The sequence below is a fragment of the Lentzea sp. HUAS TT2 genome, from assembly GCF_051853195.1.
Lineage (GTDB): Bacteria > Actinomycetota > Actinomycetes > Mycobacteriales > Pseudonocardiaceae > Lentzea.
In genome coordinates, this window is the sequence record NZ_CP196667.1 from 2,402,484 (window position 1) to 2,417,202 (window position 14,719).

Annotated in this window: 17 protein-coding genes; 12 read left to right on the forward strand and 5 right to left on the reverse strand. The window is 66.8% G+C overall.

Going from position 1 to position 14,719, the window contains the following annotated elements; translation table 11 throughout:
• Positions 1 to 89 precede the first annotated feature (89 nt).
• From ACSHWB_RS11925 to ACSHWB_RS11935, 3 genes are all read left to right on the forward strand, one after another.
• Positions 90 to 752, forward strand: a complete 663-nt coding sequence (locus ACSHWB_RS11925; RefSeq protein WP_439662096.1) for a hypothetical protein — start codon at positions 90 to 92, stop codon at positions 750 to 752.
• A 23-nt stretch (positions 753 to 775) separates the two neighbouring features.
• Complete coding sequence (locus ACSHWB_RS11930; RefSeq protein ID WP_439662097.1) at positions 776 to 1,804, forward strand: ImmA/IrrE family metallo-endopeptidase; 1,029 nt, start codon at positions 776 to 778, stop codon at positions 1,802 to 1,804.
• A 335-nt stretch (positions 1,805 to 2,139) separates the two neighbouring features.
• Positions 2,140 to 2,559 (forward strand): hypothetical protein, encoded by a 420-nt coding sequence (locus ACSHWB_RS11935; RefSeq protein ID WP_439662098.1) that lies wholly within the window; start codon positions 2,140 to 2,142, stop codon positions 2,557 to 2,559.
• A gap of 242 nt (positions 2,560 to 2,801) precedes the next feature.
• Here ACSHWB_RS11935 and ACSHWB_RS11940 read toward each other — a convergent pair whose 3' ends face one another.
• Complete coding sequence (locus ACSHWB_RS11940; protein ID WP_439662099.1) at positions 2,802 to 2,996, reverse strand: hypothetical protein; 195 nt, start codon at positions 2,994 to 2,996, stop codon at positions 2,802 to 2,804.
• Positions 2,997 to 3,412: 416 nt separating this feature from the next.
• Here ACSHWB_RS11940 and ACSHWB_RS11945 point away from each other — a divergent pair, with 416 nt between their 5' ends.
• On the forward strand, positions 3,413 to 3,784 hold the full coding sequence (locus tag ACSHWB_RS11945) for a hypothetical protein (RefSeq protein ID WP_439662100.1): 372 nt from the start codon (positions 3,413 to 3,415) through the stop codon (positions 3,782 to 3,784).
• A gap of 341 nt (positions 3,785 to 4,125) precedes the next feature.
• On the forward strand, positions 4,126 to 4,857 hold the full coding sequence (locus ACSHWB_RS11950; protein ID WP_093595949.1) for a DUF7873 family protein: 732 nt from the start codon (positions 4,126 to 4,128) through the stop codon (positions 4,855 to 4,857).
• Positions 4,858 to 5,259: 402 nt separating this feature from the next.
• Here ACSHWB_RS11950 and ACSHWB_RS11955 read toward each other — a convergent pair whose 3' ends face one another.
• Both ACSHWB_RS11955 and ACSHWB_RS11960 read right to left on the reverse strand, forming a co-directional pair.
• Positions 5,260 to 6,099: an acyl-CoA thioester hydrolase/BAAT C-terminal domain-containing protein gene (locus tag ACSHWB_RS11955; RefSeq protein WP_439662101.1), complete on the reverse strand. Its 840-nt coding sequence runs from the start codon at positions 6,097 to 6,099 to the stop codon at positions 5,260 to 5,262.
• A 4-nt stretch (positions 6,100 to 6,103) separates the two neighbouring features.
• Positions 6,104 to 7,495 (reverse strand): MDR family MFS transporter, encoded by a 1,392-nt coding sequence (locus ACSHWB_RS11960; protein WP_439662102.1) that lies wholly within the window; start codon positions 7,493 to 7,495, stop codon positions 6,104 to 6,106.
• A 246-nt stretch (positions 7,496 to 7,741) separates the two neighbouring features.
• On the opposite strand from ACSHWB_RS11960, the gene ACSHWB_RS11965 reads away from it, so the two are divergent.
• Positions 7,742 to 8,698, forward strand: coding sequence for a serine hydrolase domain-containing protein (locus tag ACSHWB_RS11965; protein ID WP_439662103.1), 957 nt, complete (start codon positions 7,742 to 7,744; stop codon positions 8,696 to 8,698).
• Between the two features lie 60 nt (positions 8,699 to 8,758).
• Entirely contained in the window at positions 8,759 to 9,454 is a 696-nt protein-coding gene (locus ACSHWB_RS11970) for a hypothetical protein (protein ID WP_439662104.1), read from the forward strand.
• Here ACSHWB_RS11970 and ACSHWB_RS11975 read toward each other — a convergent pair.
• Positions 9,419 to 9,895: a DUF6328 family protein gene (locus ACSHWB_RS11975; RefSeq protein WP_439662105.1), complete on the reverse strand. Its 477-nt coding sequence runs from the start codon at positions 9,893 to 9,895 to the stop codon at positions 9,419 to 9,421. The genes ACSHWB_RS11970 and ACSHWB_RS11975 overlap by 36 nt on opposite strands.
• 80 nt (positions 9,896 to 9,975) lie before the next feature.
• Here ACSHWB_RS11975 and ACSHWB_RS11980 point away from each other — a divergent pair, with 80 nt between their 5' ends.
• Entirely contained in the window at positions 9,976 to 10,521 is a 546-nt protein-coding gene (locus tag ACSHWB_RS11980; RefSeq protein ID WP_439662106.1) for a superoxide dismutase, read from the forward strand.
• Here ACSHWB_RS11980 and ACSHWB_RS11985 read toward each other — a convergent pair.
• Entirely contained in the window at positions 10,518 to 11,198 is a 681-nt protein-coding gene (locus ACSHWB_RS11985) for a DUF4241 domain-containing protein (protein WP_439662107.1), read from the reverse strand. The two genes, ACSHWB_RS11980 and ACSHWB_RS11985, sit on opposite strands and share 4 nt — an antisense overlap.
• A gap of 210 nt (positions 11,199 to 11,408) precedes the next feature.
• On the opposite strand from ACSHWB_RS11985, the gene ACSHWB_RS11990 reads away from it, so the two are divergent.
• The 4 genes from ACSHWB_RS11990 to ACSHWB_RS12005 all read left to right on the forward strand — a co-directional run bounded on the left by ACSHWB_RS11990 (position 11,409) and on the right by ACSHWB_RS12005 (position 14,590).
• Positions 11,409 to 12,020 (forward strand): macro domain-containing protein, encoded by a 612-nt coding sequence (locus tag ACSHWB_RS11990; RefSeq protein WP_439662108.1) that lies wholly within the window; start codon positions 11,409 to 11,411, stop codon positions 12,018 to 12,020.
• A 10-nt stretch (positions 12,021 to 12,030) separates the two neighbouring features.
• Positions 12,031 to 13,155, forward strand: a complete 1,125-nt coding sequence (gene dusB / locus ACSHWB_RS11995; RefSeq protein WP_439662109.1) for a tRNA dihydrouridine synthase DusB — start codon at positions 12,031 to 12,033, stop codon at positions 13,153 to 13,155.
• Positions 13,148 to 13,600, forward strand: coding sequence for a hypothetical protein (locus ACSHWB_RS12000; protein ID WP_439662110.1), 453 nt, complete (start codon positions 13,148 to 13,150; stop codon positions 13,598 to 13,600). The genes dusB and ACSHWB_RS12000 overlap by 8 nt, the downstream gene beginning before the upstream one ends.
• 141 nt (positions 13,601 to 13,741) lie before the next feature.
• Entirely contained in the window at positions 13,742 to 14,590 is an 849-nt protein-coding gene (locus tag ACSHWB_RS12005; protein WP_439662111.1) for a GGDEF domain-containing protein, read from the forward strand.
• Positions 14,591 to 14,719 lie beyond the last annotated feature (129 nt).

Here is a 14,719-nt window from a genome sequence, read left to right on the forward strand (position 1 = left end):
CCCGCACGCCGCCCTCAAGGTGCGTGGTTGCGCGAAAACCAACCACGATCGTGGTAGCGTTTCGCGCAACCTGCTCCTAGGAGGTTGCCATGACGCGCTCGGTTCCCACCTCTGCAACGCCTCCAGACGGCGAACGTCGTCTGCGCGCCTTCGGCCTGTCCACTGACATCGTCCACACCGCGCTACGTCCCGGACTCTCGCGTGCGGCTAACCGCACGTCGATGGCACTGCGTTCAACCCCAGGAACCGACGTCTACCACGATGCGATGGAGCAGTTTCACTTGTTACTCGCCAACGCCGGCTGGCAGCTGGTGTACGTGAAGCAGCAGCCACGCCTGCTCCACCCGAAGGGTGTCCACTCCTTCACCATCGCCTCAGGCACCAACGTCGCGAATGCCGACCGGCGCCAGCAGCCCCGTACTCGACGCAAGGGCCAAGCGACACGCGATTCGCTGGCCGGACCGCGGGCGGAACTCATGGAGGCGCTGTTCGAGGTGCCTGCAACTCCACAAGATCCGAACCTGGTCGCCGCAGCCGAGGCGGCACCGCTGTGGTTGCTAGTCCATGAGCGCACAGAGCGCGGTCTCAACCTTGAGCTGTCCCGCCCCGCCAAGATGACCTCCAGCGGAGTTGTGACAGAGTGGGACGACCGGATCATCATCGGGTTCCTGGATCTTGACGGAGACCTGTCGATCTTCGATGACCCGGACGACGGCACCGGTCCCTACAACGTCACTGTCGAGCCTCACTGACCGCAACACAACTCACCCCACACATGTTCAATCCATCTCGCCTTAAGGTCGCGCGCCAACGACTCGCGTGGACCCTCACAAGGCTGGCCAGCGAAAGTGGCGTGTCGCTTCGCTCCCTGACCAGCTACGAGAACGGCAAGACCCCTAGCGACGAGATCCTCTTCAAACTCGCCAATACTCTGGCGGTTCCGCCTGAGTTCTTCGAACGCGAGTCGGTTGAGCCTGTTCCGGTTGAGGCTGCCAGCTTCCGCAAGCTGAGTAGGACAACTTCGACACGACGTGATGCCGTACTGGCCAGCGCCAGCCTTGCTGTCGAGTTCTTCTCAGTGATCGAACAGAAGTTCAAGCTTCCCAAATCCAGTATTCCATCGCTTGACAAGTTTTCTCCCGAGCTTGCCGCCGAATTCGTCCGGCGCCGATGGAATCTAGGTGACCGCCCCATCACCAACATGGTTCATCTACTCGAATCTAATGGAGTTCGAGTTGCCGCCATCCAGCACTCTTTCGTTGATGTAGACGCGTTCTGCTTCATTCGAGACAGCACGCCTTACGTCTTTCTGAACACTTCCAAGTCAGCGGAACGCCAACGCTTTGACCTCGCGCATGAGCTCGCGCACCTGGCACTACACAGCGAGCAAGACATGGAATTGAGCACGTCGAAGGAACGGGAATCTGAGGCCAATCGCTTCGCAGCCAGCTTCCTGATGCCCCGCAGCGCAGTTCTGACTCAATCCATGAGAAGCGCCAGCATGGCCCGCATCCTTGCTGCTCGTTCATACTGGAAAGTGTCAGCAATGGCAATGACGCACCGCCTACATGAGCTACACCTTCTCTCGGACTGGCAATATCGAAATACCTGCATGACTTTGTCGGATCAAGGATACCGATCGTCGGAGCCAGGGGGCATCATCCCTGAGACGTCTCAACTGCTTCGAAAAGTGATGTTTGGCCCGACAGGAAAGGTGAGCATCCGCGATGCCGCTGCTGGCCTTTCCCTCCACCAAAATGACATCCGCGACTTTGTTCGCGACCTGGTTCCAGTCGCCGCATAGCTGTAGCACGGCGCCTCTACATCATAAAGCTTGCCGAATTTGGCTCTACAGGATCAAGGCCGCCGCTGGCGGCGCGCTCCGCGCGTGCGGCGAACACCTTCCGTCCCGGCACTCCCGGCATCCGCTTCGCTCCGCCGGTCGGCCGGGCGGCGCTGCGCGCCGTCCTCCGGCCTTACCCCAACCGACGACGTCATCCACAGCGCTATGCCGGCCAGCACCTCCCTACGAGCGCCGTCAGGGTCACCGCGGACTTGTGGTCCTGGCGCTCGACTGCCGCGACGGCTGCGCCGCCTTGCCACCGATCAACGGTGCCAGCGCTCCGTAGAATCCGGCCCATGACCGCAAGCGACGTGTCGCTGGCCGAGTGTGCGGACGTCTGGAGCATCCTCGATCAGGTTCGGCTGAGGCCGAGCATGTGGGTCCGTGGACGCCAGCTTCGCGAACTGGAAACCATCTTCTTGGGTTACGGCGTCGCGCTCGAAGTTCATGGCATCAACGAGTCGTTCCACCTGAACCCCGGCGGTCCGTTCAGCGAGTGGCTTCACGCGCGTTTCGACTGGGGGATGTCATGTGGGTGGGCTCAGGCCATCACCGAGAATGCCGGCACGGAAGATCCGCTCGTCCTGTTCTTCCGCCTTGTGGACGAGTACCGGGCGCATGCTCACGCCAGCCAGCAGACTGAAACAGGCGGTCGGGCCGGGATGCTGGAGAGGCCTGGAGCAGGCCCGAAGGATCAAGATCATGATGCGCTTTAGTCTCGTAAAACGTCGATAAACGTCGCGAAGCGACTGTCCACAGTGCTCAGATCAAGACGGCATCAGCGCAGGTAGTGAGCACTGTCGAGGAAGATCGGCGAACAACGCCAAGCGAAGGCTCTTACTCTTCGGGTTCAGGGTTCGAGTCCCTGGCGGCCCACCAAACCCCCGGGTCACAGACCTGGGGGTTTCGCATTTCAAGATCGCTGGCACACCTTTGGCACGCTTTGCTCCTCTGACTCTCAAGCTGCGGCATCAGGCGGACCGTCCTGGGCCTGGTCCTCTTCGCCCTCTTCAGCGTCTCGTTTCGGGGTGCCGAACGCGCTCTCAAGAGCATCAGCGGCTCGCTTGTCCACCACCTTGCGAGCGAAGTAGACGTCCTGCGTCATCAAGGCGTCGCCGCTGGCGGCGCGTCCGGGCCTTCCGGCGAACAACATCCATCCCGGCACTCCCGGCATCCGCTTCGCTGCGCCGGCCGGCCGGGCGGCGCAGCGCGCCGCAACTCCGGCCTCACCTCAGCCAGCGAGTTCACCCCGTGGAGCTAAGTCGTCCAGCAGCTCCCTACGAGCGCCAGCAGGGTCACCGCAGGGTGCTGGGCACGGCGCTCGACTGCCGCGGCGGCTGCGCCGCCTTGCCACCGAACGAAGGTCCGGGACGAAGCACCGTAAACGCCCAGCGAGCACCAGGCCGACGCCTGACGGCGCGAGCAAGGCGCCGGTGGGCGAGTGTTGAACGGCAGCACGCAGCGGGGTGTTCGCTGACCCGGTCGCTGTTCCAGCCAACTTCACGGGCTTGGTCGGCCAGTTTGAGCGGTCTCGCTCAAACTGAGGTCGTGATTCCGCACAATGTCCCGGTGACCCTCTATGTCTGCGCGAGCTGCGAGCACCCTCTCACCGGCGATCTCCTGGAGTCAGAGGCATTCCCGGCTGGAGATCACCTGTCCGACTATCGCATCGCAGAGCCGCGGGTGGCGCAGGGCACGTACGCGATTAACTACAACGCCACGCTGTTCATCCTGCATCCTGACGACGTGCCAGGCACTGCTTTGCATCCCGACCTCAGCCGACGCGCCGGTTGCTGCGGACTTCACGGCCAGGACGGCCCCAACCTCGTCTGTGCAGGCTGCGGTGCCGAGGTCGCCACCAAGGAGTCGGACTGCTGGACCGACAACCTCGTAGCGCTCATAGCCGCTGCAGTCGTCAGTCATACGCAATCTCAGTCTTGAGCCGAAAGCGATCGATGACCCTGGTCGGGATGACGGCAGGGTGTGGACGGTCCAGAAGGACCAAGATCATGATGCGCTTTAGTCTCGTAAAACGTCGATAAACGTCGAGAAGCGACTGTCCACAGTGCTTAGATCAAGACCGCATCCGCGCAGGTAGCAAGCACTGTCGGTGAAGATCACCGAAGAACGCCGATCGACTTCCGGAAGTCTCGGGTTCAGAGGTCGAGTCCCTGGCGACCCACGGCGCTGGCGCGGCAGCCACCCGGTGCAACGAGCCGAAATCGCGTGCAGGCACGGCTTTCCGGCAAGTAGGGTGCCGCGAGACCAAAGGGGGGTGCGGCATGACGAAGCTGAACCAGATCATCGCGGTGGAGAAGAGTGTCAAAGGGGGCACGCTTCGGGACCTCACCGACGCGCACCACGGGCTGCAGAAGCCCGCGCTGCTGGCCGGTATCTCCCGGACGTACCAGCCGAAGGACGAGGACGGCGAGGTGTTGCCGCCGGAGTCCACTCGCGTGCAGATCAAGGCCGAGGACGTGCTGCGGAAGACCGCCGGCGTGATGACTCGGCTCTTCGACGTCACTGCGACCAAGGACTGGGCCAACTGCGTCGCCAAGGCCGATGTGGTGGTCGATGGGCAGACGTTGCTGCGCGACGTGCCTGTGTCGTACTTGCTGTTCCTCGAGAAGCAGCTGACCGACCTGCACACCTTCGTGAAGAAGCTGCCGTTGCTGGACGCGGCCGAGGACTGGAACTTCGACGAGTCCGCCGACTACTGGCGCACCGAGCAGGTGCGGACGATTCGTACCAAGAAGGTGCCGCGCAACCACGTCAAGGCTGAGGCGACGGAGAAGCACCCGGCGCAGGTCGAGGTGTACTACGAGGACATTCCGGTGGGGTACTGGACCACGGTGAAGTTCTCCGGTGCGCTGCCTGCCCGGCGGGTCAACGAGCTCGTCGACCGGGTGGAGAAGCTTCAGCACGCGGTGAAGTTCGCCCGCGAGGAAGCCAACAACATGGAGATCACCGACCAGCGCGTCGGTGAGGTCGTCTTCGACTACCTGTTCCGGTAGCGTCCACAGACTCCCCCGCTGGAGCGCGGGGGTGCGCTCCCATTGGGAGCGTGAAAGCTGAAACTGAAACGTCAGCCTGAACCACTCGGTCACAGTGCAGGTTCGAATCCTGCTCCCGGCACCATCGTGCCGGGGTAGCCCAATCGGTAGAGGCAGCCGGGATCAAGCTCAGACTCTCGCTCCAGAATCAGCATTACCGCCGAACGCCAGATCAATCGAGACCGGACAAGACTCGCCGAGGTGCAGGTTCGAATCCTGCTGGCCGCTCTGTTCATGCGGCCGTAGCTCAACGGAAGAGCGCGGCGACCTAAGGACTGATCCGACTCTTAAACGTCGCTGGTGTGCGCAAATGGGCGGCCAAACGGGGCCCTGGACTGGACATGTCCGGGGCCCCATCCGCGTTCAGGTGCCGTGCAGGGCGTGTGGCCAGGCGGCTGCGCCCAGGGCGGCGTCGTCGGCGTCGGTGCCGCCGTAGCAGAGGTACGTCGACGGGCTTGCGGGTTTCTCCCCCGGCAGGCGGGGGCGGTGGCCTGCGGCGGGCCGTTCGACCAGGACGGTGGTGAGTCCGGCGGCGAGCCTGCGGTCTCGCAGTGTTCTCGCGGCGGGCAGGGAGGGCCAGGTCTGGTCGTCTCCGCCGGCTACCAGGACGAGGTCGGCATCGGCGGTGGGGATGGCTGCGGCCTCGTAGTGGTCGGGGTAGAGCTCGCGGCTGCGTTCGTACCAGGCTCGTAGGGGTACGAGGCCGTCCTCACGTGGTGCGGGCTTCCAGGTCTCGTCGCGTGGCACGAACGGGAGCGGTTCGCCCTGCCAGGTCCACGACGAGCGCCACGGGTGGCTGTGGCCGTCTGTTCCCGCGCCCAGGTTCGCCCAGGTCACCGAAGGTGGGGACAGGGCCACCACGGCGGCGGTGCGCTGGTCCAGGACGGACAGCCACAGTGCCGCTTCTGCGCCCTTGGACAGGCCCAGCGCGGACAGCCTTTCGGCGCCTTCGGTCTGGAGGAGGTCGAGGCCTCGGCTGAACGTCTCCAGCGGGACTTCACAGATTCCTGGTGGCTGGCCCTCGCCGCCGTACCAGCGAAGTCCCAACGCCGTCAGGCCGGAGCGGGCGAGGAGCCGGCAGCGGTCGAGCGTGCCGGGGCCGTAGGAGCCGTGCAGGACAAGCACTCCCGCACGGCTTCCTGCACGAGGGCGCACCAGCACGCCCTGCACGGCACCGGTGATCTCCTGCTCGACGACGTCCAAGTGCTCAGTGAGCCATCACTTCGCCGGACGTCGTGGTGCGGCTCGGCAGCAGGGCCGCCACCACGATCGTTGCCGCGGCCAGGACGGTGGCGATCACGAAGGCCACCTTCATGCCGCTCAGCTGTGCTGAGGCCGCGGTGGCGCCTTCGGCGACGAGGTGGCCGGCTCGGGCGGACATCACTGTCACGACCAGGGCGGTGCCCAGGGCTGCCGCTACCTGCTGGAGGGTGCCGAGGATCGAGCTGCCGTGCGGGTACATGTTCGGCGGGAGGGCGCCCATACCGAGGGTGAAGATCGGGGTGAACGTCGCCGCGAGGCTGATCATCAGCAGTGCGTGCAGGGCAAGGACCTGCCAGTACGGCATGGTCATCGAGACCTGCGTGAAGCCCGCGAGTGACGCCACGATGCCGATCGAGCCCGGGAGGACCAGCGGGCGGCTGCCCAGGCGGTCGTAGAGGCGTCCCACGGTCGGGCCCAGCAGGCCCATGGCCAGGCCGCCCGGCATGAGGAGCAGGCCCGTCTGCAACGGGGTGAGGCCTCGCAGGTTCTGCAGGTAGAGCGGCAGCAGGATCATCGAGCCCATCATCGCCAGGAACGCGATGCACATCAGGGCCAGCGACAGTGCGAACGTGCGGTGCGTGAGGGTGCGGAGGTCCATCAGCGGGGCGCCGGTGCGCTGCAGCTTGAGCTGGCGGAGCACGAAGAACGCGATGGTGGCGGCGCCCGCGACGACGATGCCGATGCTCGGGCCGAGGTTCGACTCGCCCTCGCCGAAGAGGCTCAGGCCGTAGACCAGGCCGCCGAAGCCGAGGGTCGCCATGGCGGCGCTCGCCCAGTCGAGGGTGCTGACCTGGGGCTCACCGATGTTGCGGAGGTGTCGGAGGCCGAAGTACGTCACGGCGCCGGCGATCGGGAGTACAGCGACGAACAGCAGGCGCCACGAGCCGAACTGCAGGATCAGGCCCGAGATGGCCGGGCCGAGGGCCGGAGCGACCGAGATCGCCAGGGTCACGTTGCCCATCACGCGGCCGCGGTCCTGTTCCGGGACGACGGTCATCAGCGTGGTCATGAGCAGCGGCATCATCACGGCGGTGCCCGCGGCCTGCACGATGCGGCCGAGCAGCAGGATCGTGAACGTCGGCGCTACGGCGCAGAGGGCGGTTCCGGCCAGGAAGACGCCCATCGCGATCGTGTAGCCCTGGCGGGTGGTGACGCGCTGCAGGAACCAGCCGGTGACGGGAATCACGGCGGCCATGGTGAGCATGAACGCGGTCGAGACCCATTGCGCGGCCTGTTCGGTGACGTTCATCGACTCCATGAGGCGCGGGATCGCGTTGATCATCAGCGTCTCGTTGAGGATCACGACGAACGTCGCCAGCACCAGCAGGCGCACCACCAGAGGGGTTTTGCCCGCTTGTGCGGTCGGTCGGTCTTGGATCGCAGCAGGCATGTCAGGCCCTCACTAGGTTGCTGGCATCAGGTTCTTCGCGACACCGGAGGAGACCTGCAACGCTGTAGGAACTCATCGGTACACCCCGAGTGTTCCTCATCGCCGCCCCGGTCTCACCCGGTTTCTCGTCCGTCTACCTGTACGTCGAACCGCCCGACCGCGAATCGACATGCCGGCCCGTAGGTTTTTCGGATGGGGTGGAGTCTGGGCGAGCGGATCGCCGAACACGGGGTGCCGGGCGCCCAGGTGGCCGTGCTGGCCGGCGGGGAGATACAGGACGAGGCCGCGGGCGTGTTGAGCACGAACACGCAGGTCGAGGTCACGAGCGACGCCCTGTTCAAGATCGGGTCGATCACCAAGATCTGGACGGCGACTCTGGTGCAGCGGCTGGTGGACGAAGGGCAGTGGGAGCTCGATCGTCCGGTCCGCCATCACCTCCCGGGGTTCCCGGCCACCCTCACCGCACGTCATCTCCTCACGCACACGGGCGGGATCGAGAGCAACCACTTCTTCGACACCGGACGCAACGCCGACGCGCTCGAGAAGTACACCGACGCGATCGCGGCGGCGGAGCATCCCCATCCGCCCGGCACGGTCTTCTCGTACTCCAACAGCGGGTTCGTGGTGCTCGGCAGGCTGGTGGAGGTGCTGAGCGGCAAGCCGTTCCACGACGTGCTGCGCGAACGGCTGGTCGAGCCGCTCGGGTTGCGGGCCGTCGCCACCGACGCGGACGAGGCGATCCTGCACCGGGTCGCGGTCAGGCACGGCGAGGACGGCTTGCCGGTCGGCAACTGGGCGGTCGCCTACGGCACAGCGCCCAGCGGGTCGCATTTAGCGATGAGCGCGCGTGAACTGCTGGAGTTCGTGCGGCTGCACCTCGACGACCCGAAGCTCGCGGTGTTGCGGGAGAGCCAGGTCGAGGCCGTTCCGGACCTCGGCATCGGTGCCGTCGGCTGGGGACTCGGGTGGATGCTCTTCGGCGACGGCGTCGTCGGGCACACCGGGGTCTCGAAGGGGCAGAAGGCATTCCTCCGCGTCGTGCCGGAGACCGGAACCGCGGTGGTCGTGCTGACCAACAGCGTGAACAGCGAGGAACTGGCGCACGAGATCTTCACCGACGTGCTGGGGGACCATCGGACCACGGTCTGAGACCGAACTCGGACCGCGGGCCGATCACAAGCCGCGCCAACGGTGACAGCGTCGACGACCATGAAGTTTCCGAACGGATGGGTTGGTGGCGCGGCTCTGATCGCCGGGCCCGTGTTGTTGTTGGTGGGCACGCTCTTGCGGTCGCCGTTCAACTTCTTCTTCCCCGACCAGCTGCGGGCGGTGGCCGAGCATCCGGGGTTGATGCGGGCGGCCTACACCGCGTTTCTGGCAGGCCACGTCGTGATGTGGGCGGCGGTGGCGTGCCTGGCGCAGCGGATCGGAGTCCGAAGTCCCCGGTGGGCGGCTTGGGGCGGAATCTTGGTGACGGTCGGGCTGTTCGCGAGGACGTTTCACGCCGGGGTCGACCAGGCGGCCTTCAACGCCACGAGGCACCTGGGCGTCGAGCAGGCGACGGAGCTGGTGGCGCGCGGGTACGGCGAGCTGCACCTGTTCAGCTTCCTGTCCTTCACGATCATGTTCGGCTGGTACGTGCTGGCGTTCGGGGCTCACCGCGGCGGGGTGCTCGGCAAGATCCGTGCGGTGGCGTTGGCGGCCATGGGGTTGCTGCCGCTCGGGGTGTTGAAGGGGACCGAGGTGGTGTCGGTCATCGGTACGACCGGGCTGTGCGTTGCGTTGGTGCCGTTGGGGATTCAGGTGTTGCGCGAGCAGCCGCGGCCTACGCGGAAGAACGTGCTGACGGCTGTGCCTGTGGCGCTGGGGCTAGGCGCGCTCGCCGTCCTCAGCACGCTCGGATGAGGCGAACGGCAGCGCGAACCAGAGGCCCGCGAACACGATGAACGCCAGCACGCCGACGAGAATCGCGGGCCAGCCGCCGAGGACCACCTCGGCGAGCAACAGGACGGTGCCGGTCATGGCCAGGGCCAGGAAGGCCAGGCCTGCCAGGGCGAACGTGTTGCCGGAGCGGACCACCTCCTCGCGGCGGCCCTGGCGGAACAGCACGCGGTGCCACGCGGCGGGCGCGGTGAGGAAGGCGACGGCCGCCGCCGCGCACAGCACCGTGACGAGGTGGGTGACGCGGATGTAGCCGCTCACGGAGGCGTACTTGTCGGTGAAGGCGATGGACAGCAGGAAACCGAACAGGATCTGCACGCCGGCCTGGGCCACGCGGAGCTCCTGGAGCAGCTCGTTGAGGTTGCGCGCCAGTCTGCGCTGGTCGGACTCCTCGGCTTCGCTCACCAAACCCGCCTACCCGCCGATTCACCCGTTGAAACACCAGAAATGGCGGAGCTGGGCCGTTGGCACTAAGCAGGTGATCCATGAAGACGCTCGCAGTCGCGGCCGCCGCCGCGCTCTTGTTCACCCCGGCCGCGCACGCCGATCCCGCGAAGGTCGCCCACACGTCCGCCAAGTTCGAGAGCTACAGCGCCACGGCGAAGGCCGTCACGTACGACGCCAAGGTGCCGAACGGTGCACGTGTCACCGTCGTCGGGGTGCCGGCGGTCAGCGGAGGGACGTCGGTGTTGTTGGTGCTCAAAGGATTGCTGCCGAATCGGGCGTACGGCGCGCACGTCCACGTGAAGAAGTGCGGTGCGGCTCCTGCTGACTCCGGGCCGCACTTCCAGAACGTCGCCGACCCCGTGCAGCCGTCCGTCGACCCGGCCTATGCCAACTCCCGCAACGAGATCTGGCTCGACGTTCACACCGACGCCAACGGGTTCGCCCACACGGAATCCACTGTGGACTGGCAGTTCACCGAACGGCACGCGCGGTCCGTGGTGCTGCACAACGAACACACGCACACCTCGCCCGGCGAGGCAGGCACCGCCGGGCCACGACTGGCGTGCGTGAACGTCGACTTCTAGACCTTGTTGACGACGAAGAAGTCAGTCACGAACGCGACGGGGTCGCCCGCGGTGTTGCGGCCGACCCACGTCGGGTAGACGCCGTCACCCCAGCCCGTCGAGAACGCCACCACGTTCAACCCGGACCGGGCGTCCGTCACGTTGGCCGGACCACGGCCGCCGCCGACCGCGCCGAGCGCGTCGATCAGGTCGCAGTTGCCCAGCTCGTCGTCGCTGACCATGCGGTCCACCGCCGAGGCGGCGGCGAGGTCGAAGAACGCGCCGGTGCTCGACTTCACGTCGTACCCGAACTCCGGCATCACCGGCAGCATCGGCACGTGCTCGCCCGGCACGACCGCGGGGCGCCACGAGTACGCGGGCTCATCGCTGATCATCACCCTGGCCGCCGCGACGCGATAACCCTGCCGCTCGTCTGGCTGGCCGTCGCCGTCGATGTAGGAGACCAGCGAGACGGACACCGGGTAGCTGCCCGGCTCGACGGTGTCCGTGAACGCCTCCGCGTCCTCCGGCCACACGACGAACGGGTCCGCCGCCACGAGTCTGCCCGTCGGCAGGGCCAGCTCACCCACGTGCTCGACAGCGATGACCTGCTGTTCGCCGCCACCTGTCGACGCGCCCACCGGACCGTCGACGAAGAGCCGCTCGAACCCGGACCTGATCAGTGCAACCGCCCCCATGAGCTAGGCCACCTCCGACTGCATGTTGGCAGACGACCCCGACACCCGATCGGGGCACCGGGGTTGTTCGCGTTCGGTGAAGACCCCGATGTCGCAACGAATCTGCTGCCACGCTGGTCAGCACGGGGACGATCGAAGTGGTGCTCGGCGACATCACGCAACAAGAAGTTGACGTCATCGTCACGGCGGCCAACGAGTCGTTGCTCGGCGGTGGCGCCGTGCGAACCGGACAAGGCCGTCGCCACGCCCGCGTTCGGGCTCGCGCCGGTCAAGCACGTGATCCACGCGGTGGGGCCGGTCTGGGAGGGCGGTGAGCAGGGCGAGGACCTGGTGCTCACGAACTGCTACCTCAACTCGCTGCGGCTCGCGGAGGAGCTCGAAGCCGGGAGCATCGCGTTCCCCGCGATCTCGACCGACGTCTACGGCTTCCCAGCCGAACGAGCGGCGAAGACCGCCGCGATCGCGGTCCGCTCCCTGGCGATCATCGACGAGATCCGGCTGGTGGCGTTCGACGAGGAGACCCGCGACCTGCTCCGCGCGGCGCTGGCCGAACCGGTGCGGGAGTGGTGCCCGACCTGCGGGGGCGAGGCGAGGCCCACCGTGAACGGCTGCCCGACGCCGGAGGCCGGGGCGGCGTGGAAGGCGGGTCTCCTCGCACTCGCCTGGGATTTCAGCGAGGACCGCGACGACGAACCGCAGTGGACGTGCGGGCAGGAGCACTACTGGTCCAACGGCCCGGGTGACGAATGTCGCAGGCAGATGGCCGTCCTGGACGCCATCGCGGTCACTCTCGGTGAAGATCACGGCAGGTCAGTGCCGTAACCTGAAGGGCGTGTCCGTTCCCTCCACGCTGAAGATCGGCCCGTTCGCCGTCGACCCGCCCGTTGTGCTGGCCCCCATGGCCGGCATCACCAACGTGGCGTTCCGGCAGCTGTGCCGTCAGTACGGAGCCGGCCTCTACGTCTGCGAGATGATCACTGCGCGGGCGTTGGTCGAGCGTGACGCGATGACCATGCACATGATCACGTTCGACGAGGGCGAGAGCCCCCGGTCGATGCAGCTCTACGGCGTGGATCCCAAGAACGTCGGCGAGGCCACGAAGATGATCGTGGACGAGAACCTCGCCGACCACATGGACATGAACTTCGGCTGCCCGGTGCCCAAGGTGACGCGCAAGGGCGGTGGCGCCGCGCTGCCGTACAAGCGCGAACTGTTCCGGCAGATCGTGCGGGCCGCGGTGCGCAACGCCGGCGACATGCCGGTCACCGTCAAGTTCCGCATCGGCATCGACGACGACCACCTGACGTACCTCGACGCCGGACGTATCGCGGCAGATGAGGGCGCACAGGCCGTGGCACTGCACGCGCGCACGGCGTCGCAGCGGTACTCCGGCAAGGCCGACTGGACCGCCATCGCGCGGCTCAAAGAGGCCGTGACGAGCATTCCGGTGCTCGGCAACGGTGACATCTTCAGTGCTCAGGACGCACTCGACATGGTCGCTCAGACCGGGTGCGACGGCGTGGTCGTCGGACGTGGCTGTCTCGGCAGGCCGTGGCTGTTCCGCGACCTGCAGGCGGCGTTCCGCGGTGAGCCGATCCCCGAGGGTCCGAGCCTCGGTGAGGTCGCCGAGGTCCTGCGCCGTCACGCCGCGCTGCTCGCGGCCCACGACGGTGAGCACAAGGGGCTGCGCGACCTGCGCAAACACATGGCCTGGTACTGGCACGGCTTCCCGGTGGGCGGTGACACGCGGCGCGCGTTCGCCATGGTGTCGAGCCTGCAGGAGCTGGACGACCTGATCGGCACCCTGGACAAGACCGTGCCGTTCCCCGAGAACGCGGAGGGGCCGCGCGGCAGGCAGGGCTCGTCGGCGAAGGTCGTGCTGCCGGAGGGCTGGCTGGACGACCCGGAGGACGCCACGGTGCCCTCCGGTGCGGACGTGATGCATTCCGGTGGCTGAACGGGTCGCGGTCCTCCTGGCCTCGCTCGCGCTGCTCGCGGGCTGTGGCGGTCCTGTCGCGGGCACGGCGATGCCGGTCCGGCTGAGCGACGACGACCGCGCCAAGTTCAAGGACTACTACACCCGCGTCAACAAGGCGGGGGACGAGGGCGCGTCCCAGCAGGCGAAACTGCTGAAGGACACGCAACATCCCGACTTCCGGCAGAAAGCGTGCGACCTGCGCGGCGCGACCATCAAGGTCGAGCCGACGTGGGGGACGCTGCGCATGGACGCCGACTGGGCTCCCCCTGGTGAGAAGGCCCATCCGCGGGGCGACGTCTACGTCGTCGCCGTCACGATCACGCTGCGCCAGCAGGATCAGGCCATCGGCAGCCAGATCGGCTCGATGCACGTCGTGCTCCTGGACGACGAGGTGTACGGGTTCGCGCCCTGCCTCGGTGGCTGAACGGGTTGTTGATCTTCCAAGCTCACTGGATCGGAGCAGCTGACGGTCAACCGGACGGGGGAAATCCTCCCCGCTCGTGTCCTTCCGGCTCAAGCGTCGCCCCCTGGGGGACGACACCTGGCAGGTAAGGAGGTGACCGCGATGACCGCGCTGCGACCCGAAACCGCAGAGACCCAGCAGGCCGACGCCCCAGTCGACAAGCAGGGTCCTGGCCTTGTGGGGCTGCACGAGTCCATCGCGACGTTGCTCGCCTCCCGCGGCCAGTGGCGCCAGGCGTACCAGCACCTGCGTTCCGCGCTCGACCTCGTCCTCGCGGACCAGGGCGAGGAGCCGCACGTCCCGGAACAGCTGCGCCGCGAGGTCGAGCTGTTGCGCCGGGAGCACGCCGAGGCCCGCGAGCAGAGCCTGCGCGACAGCCTCACCGACTCCTACAACCGCCGTTACCTCGACCAACGGCTGATGGACCTGCTGACCGAGCACGGAGCGTGCCGGCACGGTCTCGCCATCGCACTGATCGACCTCGACTGGTTCAAGCAGGTCAACGACACCTTCGGCCATCTCCTGGGCGACCGGGTGCTGCAGCGCGTGGTCGAGCTGCTGCAGCAGGGCCTGCCGGAGGGTGCCTTCTGCGCCCGCTACGGCGGCGAGGAGTTCGTGCTCGTGCTGCCCCGCGTGGACGCCTCCAGCGCCGTGGAGATCGCCGAGGCGGCCAGGGAACGTGTCGAGCGTCACCCGTGGCAGGAGATCGCGCCAGGGCTGCGTGTGACGGTCAGCGCGGGCCTCGCGTACGAGCCGCCCGCGGACGAGGCTCCGCAGCGGCCACCGGTCGGTGCCGAGCAGCAGTTGCTGCGCGCCGACAGCCTCCTGTACACAGCTAAGCAGTCGGGACGCAACGCGGTGGCGTACCGTGCCGATGGACGGGTTCGCCTCGCAGGTGCTGCCGCTGGCAGGCGTGCGATCACTGAGACACGTGTTCTCGGTTACTACTGAGTGACCTGGCTCACCCGTTCAGGGCATGCGGACTGCTCGTAATTGCGTACAGACCGCAGCTGTATCACCCGGAGTGGTCGTCAGAAGTCGCCTACATCCGTAGTATCGCGGGCGCAACTGACACGCCGG

What these genes read in the sequence shown, in the direction of transcription:
- ACSHWB_RS11925 (WP_439662096.1), top strand. Translation starts at nt 90, where the DNA reads ATGACGCGCTCGGTTCCCACCTCTGCAACGCCTCCAGACGGCGAACGT.
- ACSHWB_RS11980 (WP_439662106.1), top strand. Translation starts at nt 9,976, where the DNA reads ATGAAGACGCTCGCAGTCGCGGCCGCCGCCGCGCTCTTGTTCACCCCG.
- ACSHWB_RS11935 (WP_439662098.1), top strand. Translation starts at nt 2,140, where the DNA reads ATGACCGCAAGCGACGTGTCGCTGGCCGAGTGTGCGGACGTCTGGAGC.
- ACSHWB_RS11940 (WP_439662099.1), bottom strand. Translation starts at nt 2,996, where the DNA reads ATGTTGTTCGCCGGAAGGCCCGGACGCGCCGCCAGCGGCGACGCCTTG.
- ACSHWB_RS11970 (WP_439662104.1), top strand. Translation starts at nt 8,759, where the DNA reads ATGAAGTTTCCGAACGGATGGGTTGGTGGCGCGGCTCTGATCGCCGGG.
- ACSHWB_RS11985 (WP_439662107.1), bottom strand. Translation starts at nt 11,198, where the DNA reads ATGGGGGCGGTTGCACTGATCAGGTCCGGGTTCGAGCGGCTCTTCGTC.
- ACSHWB_RS11930 (WP_439662097.1), top strand. Translation starts at nt 776, where the DNA reads ATGTTCAATCCATCTCGCCTTAAGGTCGCGCGCCAACGACTCGCGTGG.
- ACSHWB_RS12005 (WP_439662111.1), top strand. Translation starts at nt 13,742, where the DNA reads ATGACCGCGCTGCGACCCGAAACCGCAGAGACCCAGCAGGCCGACGCC.
- ACSHWB_RS11950 (WP_093595949.1), top strand. Translation starts at nt 4,126, where the DNA reads ATGACGAAGCTGAACCAGATCATCGCGGTGGAGAAGAGTGTCAAAGGG.
- ACSHWB_RS11965 (WP_439662103.1), top strand. Translation starts at nt 7,742, where the DNA reads ATGGGGTGGAGTCTGGGCGAGCGGATCGCCGAACACGGGGTGCCGGGC.